This window comes from Exiguobacterium sp. SL-10, assembly GCF_004337025.1.
Lineage (GTDB): Bacteria > Bacillota > Bacilli > Exiguobacteriales > Exiguobacteriaceae > Exiguobacterium.
On the sequence record NZ_SJUP01000015.1, the window covers coordinates 35,059 to 53,864 of the forward strand.

The 18,806-nt window shown below is 49.6% G+C and carries 22 protein-coding genes, 2 rRNA genes and 2 other annotated features; all 24 genes read right to left on the reverse strand.

Annotated elements, in window-relative coordinates; translation table 11 throughout:
• Positions 1-73 precede the first annotated feature (73 nt).
• On the reverse strand, positions 74-439 hold the full coding sequence (gene rplL / locus EVJ33_RS13685; RefSeq protein WP_024372175.1) for a 50S ribosomal protein L7/L12: 366 nt from the start codon (positions 437-439) through the stop codon (positions 74-76).
• A gap of 59 nt (positions 440-498) precedes the next feature.
• Positions 499-1,005 (reverse strand): 50S ribosomal protein L10, encoded by a 507-nt coding sequence (gene rplJ, locus EVJ33_RS13690; protein ID WP_034781718.1) that lies wholly within the window; start codon positions 1,003-1,005, stop codon positions 499-501.
• A gap of 45 nt (positions 1,006-1,050) precedes the next feature.
• Positions 1,051-1,204: a sequence feature (ribosomal protein L10 leader region), on the reverse strand.
• A 59-nt stretch (positions 1,205-1,263) separates the two neighbouring features.
• Entirely contained in the window at positions 1,264-1,950 is a 687-nt protein-coding gene (gene rplA / locus EVJ33_RS13695; protein WP_034781720.1) for a 50S ribosomal protein L1, read from the reverse strand.
• 98 nt (positions 1,951-2,048) lie between these two features.
• The gene (gene rplK, locus EVJ33_RS13700; protein ID WP_021066593.1) at positions 2,049-2,474 is read right to left on the reverse strand and encodes a 50S ribosomal protein L11; all 426 of its coding nucleotides are present in this window, start codon (positions 2,472-2,474) and stop codon (positions 2,049-2,051) included.
• Positions 2,475-2,622: 148 nt separating this feature from the next.
• On the reverse strand, positions 2,623-3,174 hold the full coding sequence (gene nusG / locus EVJ33_RS13705; RefSeq protein WP_114166670.1) for a transcription termination/antitermination protein NusG: 552 nt from the start codon (positions 3,172-3,174) through the stop codon (positions 2,623-2,625).
• A 17-nt stretch (positions 3,175-3,191) separates the two neighbouring features.
• Positions 3,192-3,362, reverse strand: a complete 171-nt coding sequence (secE, locus tag EVJ33_RS13710; RefSeq protein WP_012727692.1) for a preprotein translocase subunit SecE — start codon at positions 3,360-3,362, stop codon at positions 3,192-3,194.
• 34 nt (positions 3,363-3,396) lie between these two features.
• Positions 3,397-3,543: a 50S ribosomal protein L33 gene (rpmG, locus tag EVJ33_RS13715; protein WP_131437957.1), complete on the reverse strand. Its 147-nt coding sequence runs from the start codon at positions 3,541-3,543 to the stop codon at positions 3,397-3,399.
• A 127-nt stretch (positions 3,544-3,670) separates the two neighbouring features.
• Positions 3,671-4,312 (reverse strand): RNA polymerase sporulation sigma factor SigH, encoded by a 642-nt coding sequence (sigH, locus tag EVJ33_RS13720; RefSeq protein ID WP_131437959.1) that lies wholly within the window; start codon positions 4,310-4,312, stop codon positions 3,671-3,673.
• Between the two features lie 221 nt (positions 4,313-4,533).
• Entirely contained in the window at positions 4,534-5,061 is a 528-nt protein-coding gene (locus tag EVJ33_RS13725) for an NYN domain-containing protein (RefSeq protein ID WP_131437961.1), read from the reverse strand.
• Positions 5,058-5,807: a 23S rRNA (guanosine(2251)-2'-O)-methyltransferase RlmB gene (gene rlmB / locus EVJ33_RS13730; RefSeq protein WP_131437984.1), complete on the reverse strand. Its 750-nt coding sequence runs from the start codon at positions 5,805-5,807 to the stop codon at positions 5,058-5,060. The genes EVJ33_RS13725 and rlmB overlap by 4 nt, the downstream gene beginning before the upstream one ends.
• 103 nt (positions 5,808-5,910) lie before the next feature.
• Positions 5,911-6,318: a Mini-ribonuclease 3 gene (locus EVJ33_RS13735; protein WP_131437964.1), complete on the reverse strand. Its 408-nt coding sequence runs from the start codon at positions 6,316-6,318 to the stop codon at positions 5,911-5,913.
• Positions 6,315-7,712 carry a cysteine--tRNA ligase gene (cysS, locus tag EVJ33_RS13740; RefSeq protein ID WP_131437966.1) on the reverse strand — a complete coding sequence of 466 codons (1,398 nt, stop codon included), beginning with the start codon at positions 7,710-7,712 and terminating at the stop codon, positions 6,315-6,317. Before cysS ends, EVJ33_RS13735 begins: the two co-directional genes overlap by 4 nt.
• Positions 7,681-8,370, reverse strand: coding sequence for a serine O-acetyltransferase (gene cysE / locus EVJ33_RS13745; RefSeq protein WP_131437968.1), 690 nt, complete (start codon positions 8,368-8,370; stop codon positions 7,681-7,683). The genes cysS and cysE overlap by 32 nt, the downstream gene beginning before the upstream one ends.
• Before the next feature lie 49 nt (positions 8,371-8,419).
• Positions 8,420-8,623: a binding site (T-box leader), on the reverse strand.
• The gene (gene gltX / locus EVJ33_RS13750; protein WP_201739718.1) at positions 8,620-10,077 is read right to left on the reverse strand and encodes a glutamate--tRNA ligase; all 1,458 of its coding nucleotides are present in this window, start codon (positions 10,075-10,077) and stop codon (positions 8,620-8,622) included. Its footprint overlaps the feature before it by 4 nt.
• 45 nt (positions 10,078-10,122) lie before the next feature.
• Complete coding sequence (gene ispF / locus EVJ33_RS13755) at positions 10,123-10,596, reverse strand: 2-C-methyl-D-erythritol 2,4-cyclodiphosphate synthase (protein WP_131437972.1); 474 nt, start codon at positions 10,594-10,596, stop codon at positions 10,123-10,125.
• On the reverse strand, positions 10,593-11,270 hold the full coding sequence (gene ispD / locus EVJ33_RS13760) for a 2-C-methyl-D-erythritol 4-phosphate cytidylyltransferase (RefSeq protein WP_131437986.1): 678 nt from the start codon (positions 11,268-11,270) through the stop codon (positions 10,593-10,595). Before ispD ends, ispF begins: the two co-directional genes overlap by 4 nt.
• Before the next feature lie 59 nt (positions 11,271-11,329).
• A complete protein-coding gene (locus tag EVJ33_RS13765; RefSeq protein WP_131437974.1) occupies positions 11,330-12,394 on the reverse strand; it encodes a PIN/TRAM domain-containing protein in 1,065 nt (354 codons plus the stop codon).
• Positions 12,395-12,509: 115 nt separating this feature from the next.
• Complete coding sequence (radA, locus tag EVJ33_RS13770; RefSeq protein WP_034781742.1) at positions 12,510-13,886, reverse strand: DNA repair protein RadA; 1,377 nt, start codon at positions 13,884-13,886, stop codon at positions 12,510-12,512.
• Positions 13,887-13,940: 54 nt separating this feature from the next.
• Positions 13,941-16,376, reverse strand: coding sequence for an ATP-dependent protease ATP-binding subunit ClpC (gene clpC / locus EVJ33_RS13775; RefSeq protein WP_131437976.1), 2,436 nt, complete (start codon positions 16,374-16,376; stop codon positions 13,941-13,943).
• A gap of 24 nt (positions 16,377-16,400) precedes the next feature.
• Positions 16,401-17,444, reverse strand: coding sequence for a protein arginine kinase (locus EVJ33_RS13780; RefSeq protein WP_131437978.1), 1,044 nt, complete (start codon positions 17,442-17,444; stop codon positions 16,401-16,403).
• Positions 17,444-17,770: a UvrB/UvrC motif-containing protein gene (locus tag EVJ33_RS13785; RefSeq protein WP_236634636.1), complete on the reverse strand. Its 327-nt coding sequence runs from the start codon at positions 17,768-17,770 to the stop codon at positions 17,444-17,446. The genes EVJ33_RS13780 and EVJ33_RS13785 overlap by 1 nt, the downstream gene beginning before the upstream one ends.
• Positions 17,771-17,897: 127 nt before the next feature.
• A complete protein-coding gene (locus tag EVJ33_RS13790; protein ID WP_131437982.1) occupies positions 17,898-18,365 on the reverse strand; it encodes a CtsR family transcriptional regulator in 468 nt (155 codons plus the stop codon).
• A gap of 147 nt (positions 18,366-18,512) precedes the next feature.
• Positions 18,513-18,628: ribosomal RNA gene (gene rrf, locus EVJ33_RS13795) — 5S ribosomal RNA — on the reverse strand.
• A gap of 57 nt (positions 18,629-18,685) precedes the next feature.
• Positions 18,686-18,806, reverse strand: a 23S ribosomal RNA gene (locus tag EVJ33_RS13800); the annotation flags it as partial.

The window sequence follows — 18,806 nt, forward strand, 5'->3', positions numbered from 1 at the left end:
CTAACCCACTCTTCAAGGAAATAAAAGAAGCTCGCCATAGCGAGCTTCTATAGGTTTTGAAGTAAAAGTTGGATTACTTAACTTCGACAGTTGCGCCAGCTTCTTCAAGCTTAGCTTTGACTGCGTCTGCGTCTTCTTTAGAAACGCCTTCTTTGACTGGAGCCGGAGTTCCGTCAACGAGTGCTTTCGCTTCTTTAAGACCGAGGCCTGTAAGTTCACGAACTGCTTTGATGACGTTGATTTTACCAGCGCCAGCGTTTGTGAGGATTACGTCGAATTCAGTTTGCTCTTCAGCTGCTGCTGCGCCTGCACCTGCAACTGCTACTGGAGCTGCTGCTGATACGCCGAATTCTTCTTCGATTGTTTTTACGAGTTCGTTAAGTTCGAGAACCGTCATTGATTTGAGGTCTTCGATGAATTGCTCTTTGTTGAAAGCCATTATGGTTTTCCTCCTTTGATGTTGTAAAGATTGGTTTTGGTTACGCTACGAGACAAAAATTAAGCAGTTTGCTCTTCTTTTTGTTCTGCGATTGCGTTTGTTGCGACTGCGAGCCCACGGATTGGAGCTTGAAGGACGCTGAGAAGCATCGAGAGAAGACCATCGCGTGATGGAAGTTCTGCAAGGGCTTTAACTTCTTCAAGTGAAGTTACTTTGCCTTCGATGATTCCGCCTTTCAATTCGAGCGCTTTGTGCTCTTTCGAGAAGTCGTTCAAGATCTTCGCTGGAGCTACAACGTCTTCGTTCGAGAACGCGATTGCTGTAGGGCCAGTGAAGACTTCGTCAAGACCTTCGAAGTTCGACTGAACTGCTGCGCGGCGAAGGAGACCGTTTTTGTATACTTTGAACTCGATTCCAGCGTCACGGAGTGATTTACGGAGTGTAGTCACTTCTTCAACTGTAAGTCCACGGTAGTCAACAACGATTGTCCCAACGCTTGCTTGCATTTTCTCAGCGATTTCATCGACGAGTGCCGATTTCTGAGATACGATTTTTTCGCTTGCCATGTGTTTGCACCTCCTAGTCAATTCTTATACCGGACGAGAGGCTGCTCTCCAAAAAGAAATCCCTCGTATGAAGACATACGAGGGCGTAATTGTTTGAAAGTAAACCTGTGACAACAGGCTCAAGTTCGAGCAAAGACACCTCGGAAGGGTTTACGGACCGATGTCCACCTTCTGTCTACGGTAATCCAACATATTCGGTTGAACGTGTATTACTTTAACAGCGGTATCACACGTTGTCAACAGTTTATTTCAAGTAGATTACTTGATGAAGTCGGCAGTCGCGACACGGATTCCAGGACCCATTGTCGAAGAAAGCGCGATGTTTTTAAGGTAAGTTCCTTTTGCAGTAGCAGGCTTCACTTTCATGAGCGTCTCGATGATTGTTTCGATGTTCTCAGAGAGTTTTGTTGCTTCAAATGACTTCTTACCAACTGGTACGTGGATGTTACCGGCTTTGTCAACACGGTATTCTACTTTACCAGCTTTGATGTCCGCGATTGCTTTCGCAACGTCGAACGTGACTGTGCCTGTTTTCGGGTTAGGCATGAGGCCTTTTGGTCCGAGAACGCGACCAAGTTTACCAACTTCGCCCATCATGTCAGGTGTCGCAACGATTACATCGAAGTCGAACCATCCTTGTTGGATTTTAGTGATGAACTCAGAGTCACCGACGTAGTCAGCGCCAGCCGCTTCAGCTTCTTTAACTTTTTCGCCTTTTGCGAAGACGAGAACTTTTTGTGTTTTACCAGTACCGTGTGGAAGTACGACGGCACCGCGGATTTGTTGGTCCGCTTTCTTCGGATCTACGCCGAGACGGACAGCAACTTCGATTGTTTCATCGAATTTAGCAGTAGCTGTTTTTTGTACGAGTTCAACGGCCTCAGCGAGTTCGTATGACTTCATGCGGTCAACAAGCTTAGCTGCTTCTTGGTGTTTTTTACCCATGATTCTTTTCCTCCTTGTGGTTAGCGGAATTTCCTCCCACATAATGAAGGGATTGAAGGTGAGCATAATATTCACCGACAATCCCAGAGACTAATAAATTAGTCTTCGATTACAATACCCATACTACGCGCAGTACCTTCAACCATAAGCATCGCTGTTTCAACAGACGACGCGTTAAGGTCAGGCATTTTAAGTTCAGCGATTTCGCGAACTTTATCACGCTTAACCGTTGCTACCTTCTTACGGTTTGGTTCACCAGAACCGCTCTCGATACCAGCAGCTTTCTTCAAAAGAACTGCAGCTGGTGGAGTTTTCGTAATGAATGTAAACGAACGATCTTCGTATACCGTAATGACTACAGGAATAATCAATCCGGCTTGGTCTTGTGTACGAGCGTTGAACTCTTTACAGAATCCCATGATGTTAACACCTGCTTGACCAAGTGCTGGACCTACTGGTGGTGCTGGGTTAGCTTTACCAGCTGGGATTTGAAGTTTAACGAGTTTAGTAACTTTTTTCGCCACGAGACACACCTCCTTAAGTCTAAAATGTGGTTTCTTGGACGTTGTGCGCCCTCCCACTCAATCTATTAGGTCGAGTTTGTACCGAAATATAGCACAACATCAAACATTTCCGATTGTACCATCCGTTTCCGAGAATGGCAAGTGGGTATTAGTTAATTTTCTGAACTTGTTCGAAATCAAGTTCAATTTTTGTTTCACGGCCGAACATGTCGACGACAACTTTGAGCTTCTCTTTATCGGCTTCGATTTCATCAATCGTTCCTTCGAAGTTCTCAAATGCGCCTTCTTTGACACGGACAAGGTCACCGAGTTCGTAGTTATAACGATCTTTCTTCTCGATGAGACCCATCTGTGACAAGACGTTCGTCACTTCGTCCGGTTGAAGCGGGATTGGCTTAGCGCCGCCGCCTGTCGAACCGAGGAAGCCGGTGACGTTCGGTGTGTTCCGAACGACATACCACGAATCATCCGTCATGATCATCTCGACGAAGACGTAACCTGGGAAGCTCTTCACTTCTTTTTCTTTAATCTTCTTCTCGCCACTCTTAAGTGTGACTTCTTCTTGCGTTGTTTCAGTCGGAACGAGGACGCGGAAAATTTTATCTTCCATGTTCATCGAACCGATTCGACGTTCTAGGTTTTCTTTGACGTTGTTTTCAAATCCAGAATACGTCTGGACAACAAACCATTGTTTCTCCACGGCTTTCACCTCTTTCCTTAGTTAATCAATAGGTTGACGAGATAGCTGACACCAGTATCTACGCCGAACACGAACAGGCCGATCACGACGACCGTCGCGATGACCGTGATGGTATATTTTGTGAGCTCTTTACGAGTCGGCCAACTCGTTTTCTTTAACTCTTTCCATACATCGCGCAAAAAGTTCATGGTAGCTTCCTCCTACGTTGAATGCCAATCTACATTACTTCGATTCTCGGTGTGTCGTATGCGCATTGCAACGCCGGCAGAACTTTTTCAGCTCGAGCCGTGTCGTCACGTCGTCTTGCTTCATGGTCGAATAACCACTCGACCCGCACGCTGAGCACGCGAGACTTACTTTCTTTGCCATTCATGAGCGCCCCTTTCGACAGCTCTCCCATAAAAAAGAGCGAAAAAAAAACGCCTCCTGTAAATGGCGTCTACGGACAAGGCGCTGCCTTAAAAGTATCACATAGGAGGCGTGCGGTCAATATCGGTTAGCTCGTCATCGTTTTGACGTCGACATGCCGCTCAAACTTTTTCTTCACGCGTTGCAACGCATTGTCAATCGATTTTACATGGCGGTCAAGGTCGTCTGAGATTTCTTGGTACGAACGGCCGTCCAAATAAAGACGTAACACTTTTCGTTCCAAGTCACTCAGGAGCTCGTCCATCTTTTCTTCCATGAACAGTTGTTCTTCTCTCGTGACGAGCAAATCCTGCGGGTCCGTCGGATGTGGCGGCAAGATCACATCGAGCAACGTCCGGTCCGACTCGTCGTCAAAAATCGGCTTGTCGAGCGAGACATAAGAATTGAGCGGGATATGCTTCTGACGGGTCGCCGTTTTGATCGCGGTGATCATTTGGCGGGTGATGCACATCTCGGCAAAACTTTTAAACGAGGCGAGTCGTTCATCGCGGTAATCCCGGACACCTTTATACAGCCCGATCATCCCCTCTTGGACGATATCCTCGTGGTCGGCACCAATCAAAAAATAAGACCTTGCCTTTGCCCGGACGAAATACCGGTAACGTTCAATCAAAAATTCAAGAGCGTCGCTATCCCCCTCATTACGCGCAAGAAAGACCAGCTCTTCGTCGGACATGCTTTCAAACTGCTCGTATGGCCATCCGTTCATGTTTCTTACCCCCCGGCGATTGATGAACTTATGTAAGTTTGTGCTCTCATTATAGGCGTCAGTTAAAACGACCGTCAAACAAAATTCTAAAAATTCCGTCAATTACATATCGTGTAACTCATATATCTATTAGTATACAACATTCCCTTTCAAATAAATGTCAAATTTAAAACAAAAGACGAGTCCATTTCATGAACTCGTCCGTGATATCTTTCACCGCTTCATTTACGGCGACGTATTTCTTCCAATCGGGCTCTTATGTCTGGGGAGAGGTCGATTGTTTTTCGATTCGACCGGTCCTGTTCGAGTGCCGATCGCTCTTTTTCAATCAACACCTGGGCGTGCTTCCAATCCTTTAATAATTCATTGGCGGGAACCCGAAGCGCTCCTTGTCCGAAGATGACCCACTGTTCGGTAAAATCGTTCGTCGCCACGAACAGCGTCACGAGCCGGTCATCGACAAGGTCGTGCGCACGGCGCTCAATCCATTCGTCCGCCGTCTCGTGTTCTTTCGTGTAGACGACCGCGACACGACTCTGATTCGCTTTCGACTCCCGTCCATACCGCATATGGGCATCGAAGACGATGGTCACTTCGCGACCTGTTACCGCTTGATACTCGGCCATCGCTTCAATCAAATCGGTTCGTGCTTTCTCAAAATCGATATCGCGTAGCTTTCGAAGATGTGGCCATGCGCCAATGATGTTATACCCATCCACGAGGAGTAATTCCCGTTTCTTGATGCTCATGACAATGGGTTACGTGAGCGATGCACTTCATACAAGAGAAGCGCGGCCGCAACCGAGGCGTTCAGCGACGTGACGTGACCGACCATCGGCATGTGGACGAGGAAGTCACACGATTCGCGCACGAGGCGGCTCATCCCTTTACCTTCACTACCGATGACGACGACGAGCGGCATGTTCCCATCGAGGCGACGATAGTCTTGGCTCTCGCTCGCGTCTGTCCCGACGACCCATAGCCCTTTCTCTTTTAATTCTTCAAGCGTCCGTGTCAAGTTCGTGACGCGCGCGACCGGGATATACTCGATCGCTCCTGTCGACGCTTTCGCCACCGTCTGCGTCAAGCCGACCGAGCGACGCTTCGGAATGATAATCCCGTGCGCTCCGACCGCATCCGCCGTACGCAAAATCGAACCGAGGTTATGCGGGTCTTCGAGTTCATCCAGTAAGATGAACAGCGGCGTTTCTCCTTTTGATTCGGCGAGGGCGAACATGTCTTCAATCGACTTATATTCGTACGCAGCAACCGCGGCGACAACACCTTGGTGATGTTCGCTGCCGGCCATCTTCTCGAGTTTCGTCTTCGGGACGAATGAGATTTGAACCGATGCCTCGTTGGCCATGCCGATGATTTGAGCGAGTGGCCCTTTCTGTTGGCCTTCCATAATGAAGACCTTGTTCATATCACGCCCGCTCCGGAGCGCCTCCATGACCGGATTACGACCGTAAAGGAAGTCGATTCCTTCTTCCATGACATCTACTTCTTGATAGTCAGGTCGTTCTAGCTTCTGACGTTGTGGGCGTTCGTTCCGTTCGCCTCGTGGACGGTCGAATGAACGTTGCTCCCTTGCTCCGTCATGTCGTTTCGAATGACTCGGTTTCGAGCCATGTGAACGCTTGTTCGATGAGTTCTTCAAGACGATCCCTTCTTTCCATTAGATATGTGTAGCCAATCAATGCCTCGAACGCAGTCGAGTAGCGGTACGTGTGGACATCCGTGCGTTTTGGAATAGAACCGGATTTCGCGTTCTTCCCGCGGCGGACGACCGCCGCTTCATCCTCACTCAAGACACTAGTCTCGAGCCAATGGGTCACAACCCCGGCTTGGGCCGCCGCATTGACGTAGCGGATCGCGCCGCGGTGGAGATCATTCGGCTTCGTCATCCCTTGAGCGAGCAGACGCTTCCGTACCGCCATCTCGTATACGGCGTCCCCCATATAGGCGAGGGCGAGGGCGTTCAGTTGGGGGGCTTGTTGCTTCATAACCGTTTCCACCGCACCCCTTGAGCCGTATCCTCGAGTTGTATCTTCTGCTCTTTCAAGATATCTCGAATTTCATCGGCTCGGGCAAAGTTTCGCTCCGCACGGGCCGTGTTCCGCTCTTGGATCAATTGGTCAATTTCCGCGTCGAGGAGTTCTGCTTCTACTTTGATCGTCAACCCGAGCACGCCTGTCAATTCTTCGAACAGGGCAATCACGTTGTCGAGCGTAACTTTCGACACATGGTCGGCTTTCGCATAGATGTTGGCTTCACGCGCCAAGTCGAACAGTACTGTCACCGCGTTCGCCGTATTCATGTCATCATCCATCGCTTCGATGAAGGCTGCTTTAATGGTCGTAAGCTTACGCTCCATCGCCTCGCTCGGCTCTTCAAGGCCAGCCGTGACCGATAGACGATATTCGACGTTTTGATACGCTTCTTTGATGCGATCCCATCCATTCGCCGCTTGTTCGATCAACTCACGGCTATAGTTGATCGGATGACGATAGTGGACCGACAACATGAAGAAGCGGAGCACCATCGCATCTACTTCCTTCAACGCCTCATGGACGAGCAGGAAGTTCCCGAGCGATTTGGACATCTTTTCGTTCTCGATATTGATGAACCCGTTATGCAGCCAGTAGTTCGCGAACTTCGTATGGTTGCATGCCTCCGACTGGGCAATCTCGTTCTCGTGGTGCGGGAATTTGAGGTCGTGTCCACCGGCGTGAATATCAATCGTTGCGCCAAGGTGTTTTTTCGCCATCGCTGAGCACTCGATATGCCAGCCTGGACGACCTTGCCCCCATGGACTTTCCCATGCCGGCTCACCTGGTTTCGCCGCTTTCCACAAGACGAAATCGAGCGGATCTTCTTTCTTTTCCCCGACGTCGACACGTGAGCCCGCTCGCAAGTCTTCGATTGACTGCTGACTCAATTTTCCGTACGTCTCAAACTTACGCGTCCGGAAATAAACGTCCCCACCTGCCTCATACGCAAAATCTTGAGTCTCGAGTTCGCGGATGAACGTGATGATCTCGTCCATCGTGTCTGTAACACGCGGATGGACATCAGCCGGTAAGACATTCAAGGCACCAGTGTCTTCCAAGTAGGCATCGATATAACGGTTCGTCAACGTCCCGACGTCTTCCCCGAGTTCGTTCGCGGTCCGGATAATCTTATCGTCCACATCCGTGAAGTTAAGGACGTATTTGACGTCATAGCCCCGGTACGTCAAGTAACGGCGAACCGTATCAAAGGCGATTGCTGGACGGGCGTTACCGACGTGGATGTAATTGTAGACGGTCGGCCCACATACGTACATCGATACTTTTCCCGGAACGATTGGCACGAACGGTTCTTTCTTATTCGTGAGGCTGTTGTAAAACTGAATCATGTGTGTTTTCCTCCATCCGTTTTTCTAATGAAGCAAGTTTGTCTTCTAACTGTGCGACAGCACGTTCTAGTCGCTCTTGGCATTCGCGGTCCGGGTCTGGGAAGCGATGATCGAGGTCGTGCTGTTTGACGCGCTCGCCGTTCCGGATGACGACCCGCCCTGGAATTCCGACAACGGTCGAGTCAGATGGGACGTCTTTTAAAACGACGGAACTTGCCCCGATTTTGACGCAATCGCCAATCGCGATATTCCCGAGCACTTTAGCCCCGGCCGAGATGAGCACATCATTCCCGATGGTCGGATGACGTTTTCCTTTCTCTTTTCCCGTTCCGCCGAGCGTCACGCCTTGATAAATCGTTACGTCATTCCCGATAATCGCCGTCTCCCCGATGACGATGCCAAACCCATGATCGATAAACAAGCGTTCACCGATGACCGCACCGGGATGAATCTCTATCCCCGTCAACCAACGACTCGTCTGGGCAATCAACTTTGCCATTAACTTCACGTTGCGCGTCCACAGTCCATGCGCGATTCGATGTGCCCAAAGTGCGTGTAACCCTGGATATGTTAAAATGACTTCTACTTTTGAGCGGGCAGCCGGATCGAGCTCGAGCACATTCCGAATATCTTCGCTCACACTTTTCCAAAATCCCATAATTGTTCTCCTTTTCCATATCAAAAACAAAGACGCCCCTGTGCCAAGGCACAGAGACGCCGTAAGCGCGGTTCCACTCTGTTTGGGATAGTTCCCCTCTCAAGTCTCGTTAACGCCGAGTCGCGGTCCCGACTACATATCGCCGGAACGGCTCCGAGGTGCACTTCGACGGGGGACCACTCTAGAACTTCCAGCCTTGGTTCTAGTCTCTGTTAAGTGTCATACCGCTTACTTTCCTCATCATTGCCTTTAAGCTAATAATGTTGTGAGACGTGCCAAGACACGCTCTTTGCCAATCAATGAAATAGCGTTCGGAAGTTCTGGTCCGTGCGTCTGCCCCGTCGTTGCGACGCGGATCGGCATGAACAAGTTCTTCCCTTTTTGCCCAGTTGCCTTTTGTGTCGCTTTTGTCGCTGCTTTGACGGCTTCCGGCGTGAAGTCTTCGATTGCTTCAAGCTGAGTCTTGAACTCGGCAAGAACAGCCGGTACCGTTTCCCCAGCGAGGACTGCATTGGCCTCTTCGTCGTATTCGACCTCATCTTTAAAGAACAGATCCGTCAATGATACGATTTCAGCACCGTGCGTCATTTGTTCTTTATAGAGAGCGATGAGCGCTGTCGCCCAATCGGCTTGTTCCATTGACAAAGCGTTCGGTAAACGTCCTGCTTCTTGTAAGAATGGTAAACTGAGTGCCACCACTTCGTCAAGCGAAGCTTGTTTCATGTAGACGCTGTTAATCCAAGCGAGTTTCTGTTGGTCGAAGACGGCCGGACTCTTCGACAAACGACCTGCGTCAAACATCTCAATGAATGTTTCTTTCGTAAAGATTTCTTCTTCTCCAACCGGAGACCAACCAAGAAGTGAGATGAAGTTAAAGAGCGCCCCTGGGAGGTACCCGAGGTCCGCATATTGCTCGATGAACTGGATGATTGACTCATCGCGTTTCGAGAGCTTCTTATGGTTTTCGTTATAAATCAAAGTCATATGACCAAACGCAGGGTAGTCCCAACCGAGCGCATCATAGACCATCATCTGTTTCGGTGTGTTGGCGATATGGTCGTCCCCACGCAACACGTGGCTGATGTTCATCAAGTGGTCATCGACGACAACAGCGAAGTTATACGTCGGAATCCCGTCTTGTTTGACGATGACCCAGTCACCAAAATCTTTTGATTCGAACGAGACGTCCCCTTTGACGACGTCGGTCCACTTGTACGTGACCGCTTCCGGTACACGAATTCGAATCGATGGTTTACGTCCCTCGGCTTCGAACGCCGCACGCTCTTCGTCACTCAAGTTACGATGTGCACCTGAATAGCGTGGTGCTTCGCCGCGCGCGATTTGGGCTTCGCGTTCCGCCTCGAGTTCTTCTGACGTCATATAGCATTTATAAGCGAGTCCTTTGTCCATCAACTCGTTCACGTATTGATTATAGAGGTCGAGTCGCTCCATTTGGAAGTAAGGACCGTGATCGCCGCCGCGGCCTGGACCTTCATCCCAATCGATGCCGAGCCATTCCAAGTATTTCATTTGACTCTCAACACCGTTCTCAACGTTCCGTTTCTGGTCCGTATCCTCGATTCGGAGAATCATCTTCCCGCCGGCATGGCGAGCATACAAATAGTTAAATAGCGCGGTCCGGGCGTTCCCAATATGAAGGTGACCCGTCGGACTCGGCGCATAGCGTACGCGCACTTCACTCATAATATTTCCACCTTTCTTCTCTTCTGCCCAAATAGTATACCACTTTTGTCAAGCACGGTTGAGCAGGATGACCGCCTGGGCGGCAATTCCTTCTTCACGTCCGGTGAAGCCGAGCTTTTCAGTCGTCGTCGCTTTGACGTTCACTTGGCTGATGTCTGCCTCGAGCAACTCGGCGATGACCGCTCGCATATCGTCGATGTACGTACGAAGCTTCGGTCGCTCTGCCATCACTGTCGCATCGACGTTGCCGAGCACATAGCCTTCTGCTTTGACGAGTTGCCAGACGTGTTGCAACAACACCTTTGAATCCGCATCTTTAAAGTTCGGGTCCGTATCTGGGAAATGCTTACCGATATCGCCCGCTGCGATCGCCCCAAGGGCTGCATCGGCGATCGTATGCAACAAGACGTCCGCATCCGAGTGGCCAAGCAGGCCGCGGTCGTGTGGAATCTCGATTCCCCCTAAAATGAGCGGACGCCCTTCGGCGAACGCATGTACATCAAATCCTTGTCCGATTCTCATCGATAGTCCTCCTTCGTTAAAATCGCCTCTCCAAACAATAAATCTTCCGGCGTCGTGATTTTAATGTTGTGATAGTCACCTGTCAACACAGTCACTTTTTTGCCCGCCCACTCGAATAAACTCGCATCGTCCGTGCCGATGAACCCAGAAATTTCTGCCTGGTCATGGACGGCCCGAATGTCGGCTGCGCGAAACGCCTGTGGAGTTTGTGCTAGCCATAACGCCTCACGTGGCACCGTCTGTGTAATGTGTCCGACTGCGACTTGTTTAACCGTGTCTTTGACTGGGACGGCAAGAATCGCACCTTCCGTCTCGGCTGCCTCCGCGATAGCGTGAAGTTGATCGATACGTACGAACGGCCGTGCCCCGTCATGAATCAAGACGATGCCGTTCGGGTCGATAACTTGTAAACCGGCCCGAACGCTCTGTTGTCGTTCTTCCCCACCCGTCACATATGTAATCGGGGTCTTTAGATGATGCAACTGCCGCTCGAACCATTCTTGTTCCTCCGGACGCACAGCGAGAACGATGCGCTCACACCATGCATCGTTTGAGAACGCCTCGACCGTCCAGACGATAATCGGTTTTCCTTGCAGCGCCAGCATTAATTTATTCTCATCGGCCCCCATCCGCTTCCCTTTACCTGCGGCTGGGATGACCACCGTATAACGCACCATTCCATTCACCTCTTTTCGTGAAAAAAGAGAGCGCTAATGCGTCTCTTTTTCCATACTTATTCAGGACGAGCAAAAATCATACGACCCGCCGATGTTTGAAGCACGCTCGTCACGACAACAGGCAACGTCTTCGAAATCAACTTGCGTCCGCCTTCAACGACGACCATCGTGCCGTCTTCGAGGTACGCGACGCCTTGATTTTGTTCTTTTCCTTCTTTAATGACCGTCACGACCATCTCTTCCCCTGGAATGACGATCTGTTTGACCGAATTGGCCAAATCGTTAATATTCAATACCGGGACGTTCCGAACTTCGCACACTTTGTTCAAATTGTAGTCGTTCGTCACGACGATGCCTTTTTTCAACTCCGCCAATTTGATCAACTTGATGTCCACTTCGGCGACGTCTTCGAAATCGCCGTCATAAATCTCGACTTCGATGCGGTCGTTGTCTTGCAACTCTTTTAAAATATCGAGCCCACGACGCCCACGATTCCGCTTCAATGTATCCGATGAATCGGCAATATATTGAAGTTCGCCGATGACAAATTGCGGCACGATGAGCGTCCCTTCAATAAAACCGGTCTTCGAAATGTCAGCAATCCGACCGTCGATAATGACGCTCGTATCTAAAATTTTATCGTTCGAGCGGCGCAATGGTTCCGCGGCCGGCTTCTCGCGTTCACTCTTGACGAACAGTTTAATCCATTCGTTCCGCTTCCGGTAACCGACAGCAAAACCGAAGTAACCAAACAAGGCAGTCACAAAGATCGGTACGACCTTGCTGAGCAAGAAAATATTCGTCACTTCTAATGAGACACTGATCAAAAAGGCAATCAACAAACCGATAATCAATCCGATCGACCCAAACAAAATATCACCGACCGGTAAACGGACGAGCCGTTCTTCGATGAAACGGATAAATTTAACGACCCCATCGGTCAAGAATAAACTAAGAATGAAGAAGATAAGTCCACCAATCAAACTAGCTACGTAAGGAATCGTCAACCAAGCGGGCACACTCACTCCGAAGTCACCTAACAGCAACATCGCTTCGATAATACCAAACCAGCCGACGACGATTCCGATCAAAATAAATCCGATTCGCACAGCAATCTTCACTCATTCCACCTCCTTTATTATGAATTTAAATTTCAAGAAATTAACACTTTCATTGTAACACGGTTTTTTTGAAAGCGTTCGTTACAAAGCGTTAAAAACTGCCGGAAGCGCCCCTTCAGAATGGGATGGCAAGTTGGAGCGCTTCGTCGACAGTGCTGACACCGACGACATCGATGCCAGGTGGGGCCGTCCAGCCCCCGAGGTTGTTTTTCGGAATGATGGCCCGCGTGAATCCGAGCTTGGCCGCTTCGGCGACACGTTGTTCAATCCGTGACACACGCCGAACTTCACCGGTCAAGCCGACTTCACCGATGCAAACATCTGTCGGTCGAGTCGGACGATCCCGGAAGCTTGACGCAATCGAGATGCAAATCGCCAAGTCGATCGCCGGCTCATCCAATTTGACGCCACCTGCCGCTTTCAAATAGGCATCTTGCGTTTGGAGCAACAGACCCGAACGCTTCTCAAGTACGGCCATGAGGAGTGCGACCCGGTTTTGATCGATTCCTGTCGCCATTCGGCGCGGGTTCCCGAACGAGGTCGGCGAGATGAGCGCCTGTAGTTCGACGAGCACGGTCCGCGTCCCTTCCATCGAGGCGACGACGGTGGAACCTGAGACGCCAGCAGTTCGTTCTTCCAAGAAGATTTCAGACGGATTGAGCACTTCTTCGAGCCCGCCTTCTTTCATCTCAAAGATGCCAATCTCGTTCGTCGAGCCAAATCGGTTTTTCACGGCCCGTAAAATCCGGAACGTGTGGTGACGTTCACCTTCAAAGTAAAGGACGGCATCGACCATATGCTCGAGCAGACGAGGTCCAGCAATTGAACCTTGTTTCGTCACGTGACCGACGATAAAGACGGCGATGCCGCGGGTTTTGGCAATCTTCATAAGCGCTGCCGTACATTCCCGGACTTGGGCGACACTCCCCGGTGCCGATTGAATCTCATCCATATAGACGGTTTGAATCGAATCGATGATGACGAAACCGGGTTCTTCTTCATCGATGACCCGTTCAATCATGAGCATATCCGTCTCGGCGAGGACATATAAGTCTTCCGTTGGCAAACCGAGCCGCTCCGCACGAAGTTTTGTCTGTTTGAGCGACTCTTCTCCGGAAATGTAGAGTACTTTCCGTCCGCTATGGGCGAGATGGGCGCTTACTTGCAAGAGAATCGTCGACTTCCCGATTCCCGGGTCTCCCCCGACGAGGACGAGTGAGCCTGGGACGATTCCACCCCCGAGCACGCGGTCAAACTCTTGGCTGTTCGTATGGACGCGTGTCTCTTCTTGCGATACGACATCTGACAGGCGCTCCGGTTTCAATTGTCTAGAAGAACTATGGACGAACGCAGCACCCCGTTTTGCCTTTTTCTCTTCTACAAACTCTTCGACGAGCGTATTCCATTCATTACAACCTGGGCAACGTCCCATCCATTTTGCGGATTCGTACCCGCATGACTGACATACGTACTTCGTTTTAATTTTTGCCATGATGTTCCTTTCCGTCTAAAAAAGCCCCCTCACACAAGAGAGGGAGCCTTGTATTTACTGAACGACACCTTCATTTCGAACGACGAATTCGCCGTCTTGCACATCGAGCGCCACTTTGCTGCCTTTCGTGATGCTTCCACTGAGCATTGCCTCTGAGAGTCGATCCTCGACCTCACGTTGAAGGGCACGGCGTAGTGGACGAGCACCATACTCAGGATCGTAACCGACTTCAGCAATTTTCTCGAGTGCTGATTCGGTGAGAGTGAAGTCGATCCCTTGTTCGCCAAGACGTTTTGTAAGTGTCTCGGCCATGAGTTTGACGATTTCTTGGATGTGCTCTTTTTGGAGCGAGTGGAAGACGGTGATCTCGTCAATCCGGTTCAAGAACTCGGGGCGGAACGCCTTTTTCAACTCTTCCATGACTTTATCTTTCATTTCAGTATACTCACGTTTCACGTCATCTTCGACCGTGAACCCGACATATTTATTGCGTTTGAGCGCTGCCGCACCGACGTTTGATGTCATGATGATGACGGTGTTCCGGAAGTCGACGGTACGTCCTTTCGAGTCAGTCAAGCGACCGTCATCGAGCACTTGTAGCAAGATATTGAACACTTCAGGGTGAGCCTTCTCAATCTCGTCAAGCAAGATAACCGAATATGGCTTGCGGCGAACCTTCTCTGTTAACTGACCGCCTTCTTCATAACCGACATAACCTGGAGGCGAACCGACGAGACGACTCGTCGCATGCTTCTCCATGTACTCTGACATGTCGATCCGGATGATGGCATCTTCGTCACCGAACAACGCCTCAGCGACGGCACGAGCCAACTCGGTCTTCCCGACACCCGTCGGTCCGAGGAAGACGAACGAACCAATCGGACGCTTCGGATCTTTCAAGCCGGCACGAGCCCGGCGAATCGCCCGTGAAATCGATTTGACGGCCTCATCTTGACCGATGACACGACCGTGTAGAATGGATTCGAGTTTGAGGAGACGATCTGTCTCTTCTTCGGCAATCTTCGTCACCGGTACGCCTGTCCAGTTGGCGACGACTTGCGCGATATCTTCTTTCGTTACTTCAAGCTTTTCGTTCCCTTGCTTGTTCTGCCATTCCGACTTGAGCTGTTCGAGCTCATCACGAAGTTTTTGTTCCGTGTCGCGTAGCGACGCAGCCTTTTCAAACTCTTGACTCTGGACAGCCGAATCTTTCTCTTTACGGATCGACTCGAGACGAGCTTCGAGTTCTTTCAAGTTCGGTGGCGCCGTGAATGAGCGAAGTCTCACTTTCGAAGCAGCCTCATCGACAAGGTCGATTGCCTTATCCGGAAGGAAACGGTCCGAGATGTAACGGTCTGAGAGAACGACAGCTTCATGAATCGCTTCATCTGTAATCGTGACGCGATGGTGTGCCTCATAACGGTCACGTAATCCAAAGAGGATTTGTTCCGCCTCATCCGCCGTCGGTTCATTGACTTGAATCGGCTGGAATCGGCGCTCGAGTGCTGCATCTTTCTCGATGTATTTCCGGTACTCATCAAGTGTCGTCGCCCCGATACATTGGAGTTCGCCACGTGCGAGTGAAGGTTTCAAAATATTCGACGCATCGATTGCCCCTTCAGCTCCACCAGCACCAATCAATGTGTGCAACTCGTCGATGAAGAGGATGACGTTGCCGGCTTGACGAATCTCATCCATCACTTTCTTTAAGCGATCTTCGAACTCACCACGATATTTCGTTCCGGCGACGAGTGTTCCCATATCAAGTACCATGACGCGTTTGTTGCGAAGTGTTTCCGGGACTTCGTTGTTGATGATTTGTTGAGCAAGCCCTTCCACGACTGCCGTTTTCCCGACCCCTGGTTCCCCGATGAGGACCGGGTTGTTTTTCGTCCGGCGTGATAATACTTCAATGACACGTTGGATTTCGCCAGCGCGGCCGATGACTGGATCAAGCCGCGACTCACGCGCCTGTTGCGTCAAGTCACGTGCCAACCCGTCGAGCGTCGGTGTCGCTGCACTCGTTCCCGGTTGTGACGCATTAGAAGATGATTCTGTGTTTCCCAAGAGTTGAAGCACTTGCTGACGTGCCTTCGTCAAACTAACTCCAAGGTTGTTCAAGACACGAGCTGCCACACCTTCGCCTTCACGAATCACACCGAGTAAAATGTGTTCGGTCCCGACATAAGAATGGCCAAGTTTCCGAGCCTCGTCCATCGAGAGTTCAATTACTTTTTTCGCACGTGGTGTATAGTGAATCGTTGAGCCGTTTTCTGAGCCACGGCCAATGAGTGCCTCTACCTCCTGTTGAATCTTTTCAGACGTAAGTCCGAGGGCGAACAACGCCTTAGCGGCAATTCCTTCCCCTTCACGGACGAGTCCGAGTAAAATATGTTCCGTACCAATATTATGATGGCCAAGTCGTACCGCTTCCTCTTGTGCTAAAGCTAATACGCGCTGAGCTCGTTCTGTAAATCGACCAAACATCATTGACAAAACCTCCTTAAAGTTGGATCAAACTAAACCATGATCTAACGTTCGACGAACGAGAGTCGCTCGTTCACGATCTCGCTCTTTCGTAGATAATGTTTTCCCGAAATGTTTTTGTAGGAAACCTGATTGGAGCTTTACAATTAATTCGTGGAACTGGGGTGGACTCCAGTCTGACAAAATACCAAGGTCACTCGCCAAATGCAAATCCGACAGACGTTCAATCGCTTCTGTCGATGATAACAGTTTCGCATAGCGTAAAATTCCGTAAGAGCGATAAAACCGGTCTTCTAACTCGTCTTGGCTACGAGCCAGTAGCTCTTCCCGGGCTTGTCGTTCCGCCTGAATCACTTGTTCTGTAACTTCCATAAAGTCTGTTAACAACTGTGACTCATGACTGCCGAGCGTCCGTTGATTCGATAATTGAAACAATCGTCCCGCTGCGTCACTGCCTTCTCCATATCGTCCTCGAATCGTATATCCGAGCTTTCGAAGTTCTTTCAGTATAGGAGAAATTCGTCCTGTTAACGTTAATCCAGGGAGATGGAGCATGACTGACGCTCGAAGTCCTGTCCCAATATTGCTTGGACAAGTCGTTAAATACCCGAGCTGTTCGTCGAACGCATATGGGAGAGACTCGCCACAGAGGACGTCGACTCGTTTTGCGAGTTCGAATGCTTCTTCTACTTGATAACCTGGAAGTAACGTCTGGATGCGTAAGTGATCTTCTTCATTAATCAGCACACTGATTGTCTCATCTTCACTTAATAAGACGGCACTTTCTTCTTTTCGAGCGATTGTCGGGCTAATTAAATGTTTTTCAACGAGTGCTTGTCGGGTTACTGAATCGTAACCCCCCATGTTCAAATATTCAAAACCTTGTAATCCACCGAGTGACGTTTCAATGCGTTGACAGAGTTGACGTTGACTTTCTTTAGATAAGACCGGGGAAAAGACCGTATCTTTTAAGTTTCGAGCTAAACGAATGCGCGTTGAAATGACTAAGTCATCAAGTTTCGCTCGCTCTTTCATCTTCGGACCGAGTGGATGCTTGAGAAATGATTCCATCACGCCTCACCTTGTCCTTTCAGCTGAATGATTTCTTTTTTAATTCGCGCTGCACGTTCATAATCTTCTTGTTCGACGGCGCGTTGTAACTCCCCTGCTAACTTGTGAAGTCGCTCTTCGATTCGCTCATCTGGTGTGCGCAACACATCTGGTATCGAACCGACATGAACATCATGGCCTTGTTGATATTGCCGAGTGATTTTAATCAGTTCGTCACGAAATACCGTATAACACGTAGCACATCCAGCTTTTCGTAGATGAGCCAACTCGTTTTGTGTCATTTGACATACCGGACAACGTTTCACGACCGGTACATAACCTGACATGAGTTCTACTGTACAATTGCGACAGAATTTACGCGTTACGGGAATGCCATTCTCCACTACTTGAATTTCATTGACGGCAGGTCGCCGTTTGCATCGTTCACATAGCATAGATGTATGCCTCCGTCAGTCAATGGTAACTAAGTAACTTCATTAATGCGAGTAATTGCTGTCTTCGAATCAAATATCGATCCTCAGCTGTCAAACCAAGCGCTTCATCGGATAACAAGTGGTACAGTAAACGAACTTCCCGTTCGCTTAACATTCCTTCTTCAAACAAACGAACCAACATGTTCTCGACAAGTTGTTCGGAAAGACGGGGATGATCATGTAGTATATCAATCAAGCTGGCCAATACGTCTTGCTTTTCATGTAAAATTACGCGACGAATGCGAATATATCCCCCGCCTCCACGCTTACTCTCGACCAAATAACCTTTCTCGACCGTAAAACGTGTATTAATAACGTAGTTGATTTGAGACGGAACACATTCGAAACGCTTGGCGATATCTTGCCGTTTAATTTCGATCGCTTCGGCCTGACTCTCCTTCAGCACTTGCTTTAAATACTGTTCGATTACATCCGATATGTTTCTCATCTCCACCACCCTCTGACCATCTTTGACTTTTGACTATATTCTATCATTGATTCAAAAAAAGGCAAACGAAAAGCGATGTCGCAACTGCGACACCGCTTCAAACAGAAAAAAGACGACCAAGCAGATGCTTGATCGTCCTTCGCGTTGGCCTGGCAACGTCCTATCCTCACAGGGGGAGACCCCCAACTACTTTCGGCGCTGAAGCGCTTAACTTCCGTGTTCGGCATGGGAACGGGTGTGGCCGCTTCGCTATCGCCACCAGACATAGAGAGATTGTTCTCTCAAAACTGAAGATTCATCAATTCACACAAACCTTAGACTAGATCAAAGCCTCGACCGATTAGTATCATTCAGCTCCACACGTCGCCGTGCTTCCACCCATGACCTATCTACCTCATCGTCTCTGAGGGGTCTTTCTTGATTGCTCAAAGGGAAATCTCA

Excerpts from the sequence above, each read along its gene's own strand:
- cysS (WP_131437966.1), bottom strand. The coding sequence starts at position 7,712 with ATGATTCAGTTTTACAACAGCCTCACGAATAAGAAAGAACCGTTCGTG.
- secE (WP_012727692.1), bottom strand. The coding sequence starts at position 3,362 with ATGAACTTTTTGCGCGATGTATGGAAAGAGTTAAAGAAAACGAGTTGG.
- rpmG (WP_131437957.1), bottom strand. The coding sequence starts at position 3,543 with ATGGCAAAGAAAGTAAGTCTCGCGTGCTCAGCGTGCGGGTCGAGTGGT.
- radA (WP_034781742.1), bottom strand. The coding sequence starts at position 13,886 with ATGGCAAAAATTAAAACGAAGTACGTATGTCAGTCATGCGGGTACGAA.
- EVJ33_RS13785 (WP_236634636.1), bottom strand. The coding sequence starts at position 17,770 with ATGTCAGGTTATGTACCGGTCGTGAAACGTTGTCCGGTATGTCAAATG.
- EVJ33_RS13725 (WP_131437961.1), bottom strand. The coding sequence starts at position 5,061 with ATGAGCATCAAGAAACGGGAATTACTCCTCGTGGATGGGTATAACATC.
- rplJ (WP_034781718.1), bottom strand. The coding sequence starts at position 1,005 with ATGGCAAGCGAAAAAATCGTATCTCAGAAATCGGCACTCGTCGATGAA.
- cysE (WP_131437968.1), bottom strand. The coding sequence starts at position 8,370 with ATGGGATTTTGGAAAAGTGTGAGCGAAGATATTCGGAATGTGCTCGAG.
- EVJ33_RS13790 (WP_131437982.1), bottom strand. The coding sequence starts at position 18,365 with ATGAGAAACATATCGGATGTAATCGAACAGTATTTAAAGCAAGTGCTG.
- rplA (WP_034781720.1), bottom strand. The coding sequence starts at position 1,950 with ATGGGTAAAAAACACCAAGAAGCAGCTAAGCTTGTTGACCGCATGAAG.
- rlmB (WP_131437984.1), bottom strand. The coding sequence starts at position 5,807 with ATGGAAGAAGGAATCGACTTCCTTTACGGTCGTAATCCGGTCATGGAG.
- EVJ33_RS13780 (WP_131437978.1), bottom strand. The coding sequence starts at position 17,444 with ATGGAATCATTTCTCAAGCATCCACTCGGTCCGAAGATGAAAGAGCGA.
- EVJ33_RS13735 (WP_131437964.1), bottom strand. The coding sequence starts at position 6,318 with ATGAAGCAACAAGCCCCCCAACTGAACGCCCTCGCCCTCGCCTATATG.
- rplL (WP_024372175.1), bottom strand. The coding sequence starts at position 439 with ATGGCTTTCAACAAAGAGCAATTCATCGAAGACCTCAAATCAATGACG.
- clpC (WP_131437976.1), bottom strand. The coding sequence starts at position 16,376 with ATGATGTTTGGTCGATTTACAGAACGAGCTCAGCGCGTATTAGCTTTA.
- sigH (WP_131437959.1), bottom strand. The coding sequence starts at position 4,312 with ATGAACGGATGGCCATACGAGCAGTTTGAAAGCATGTCCGACGAAGAG.
- ispF (WP_131437972.1), bottom strand. The coding sequence starts at position 10,596 with ATGAGAATCGGACAAGGATTTGATGTACATGCGTTCGCCGAAGGGCGT.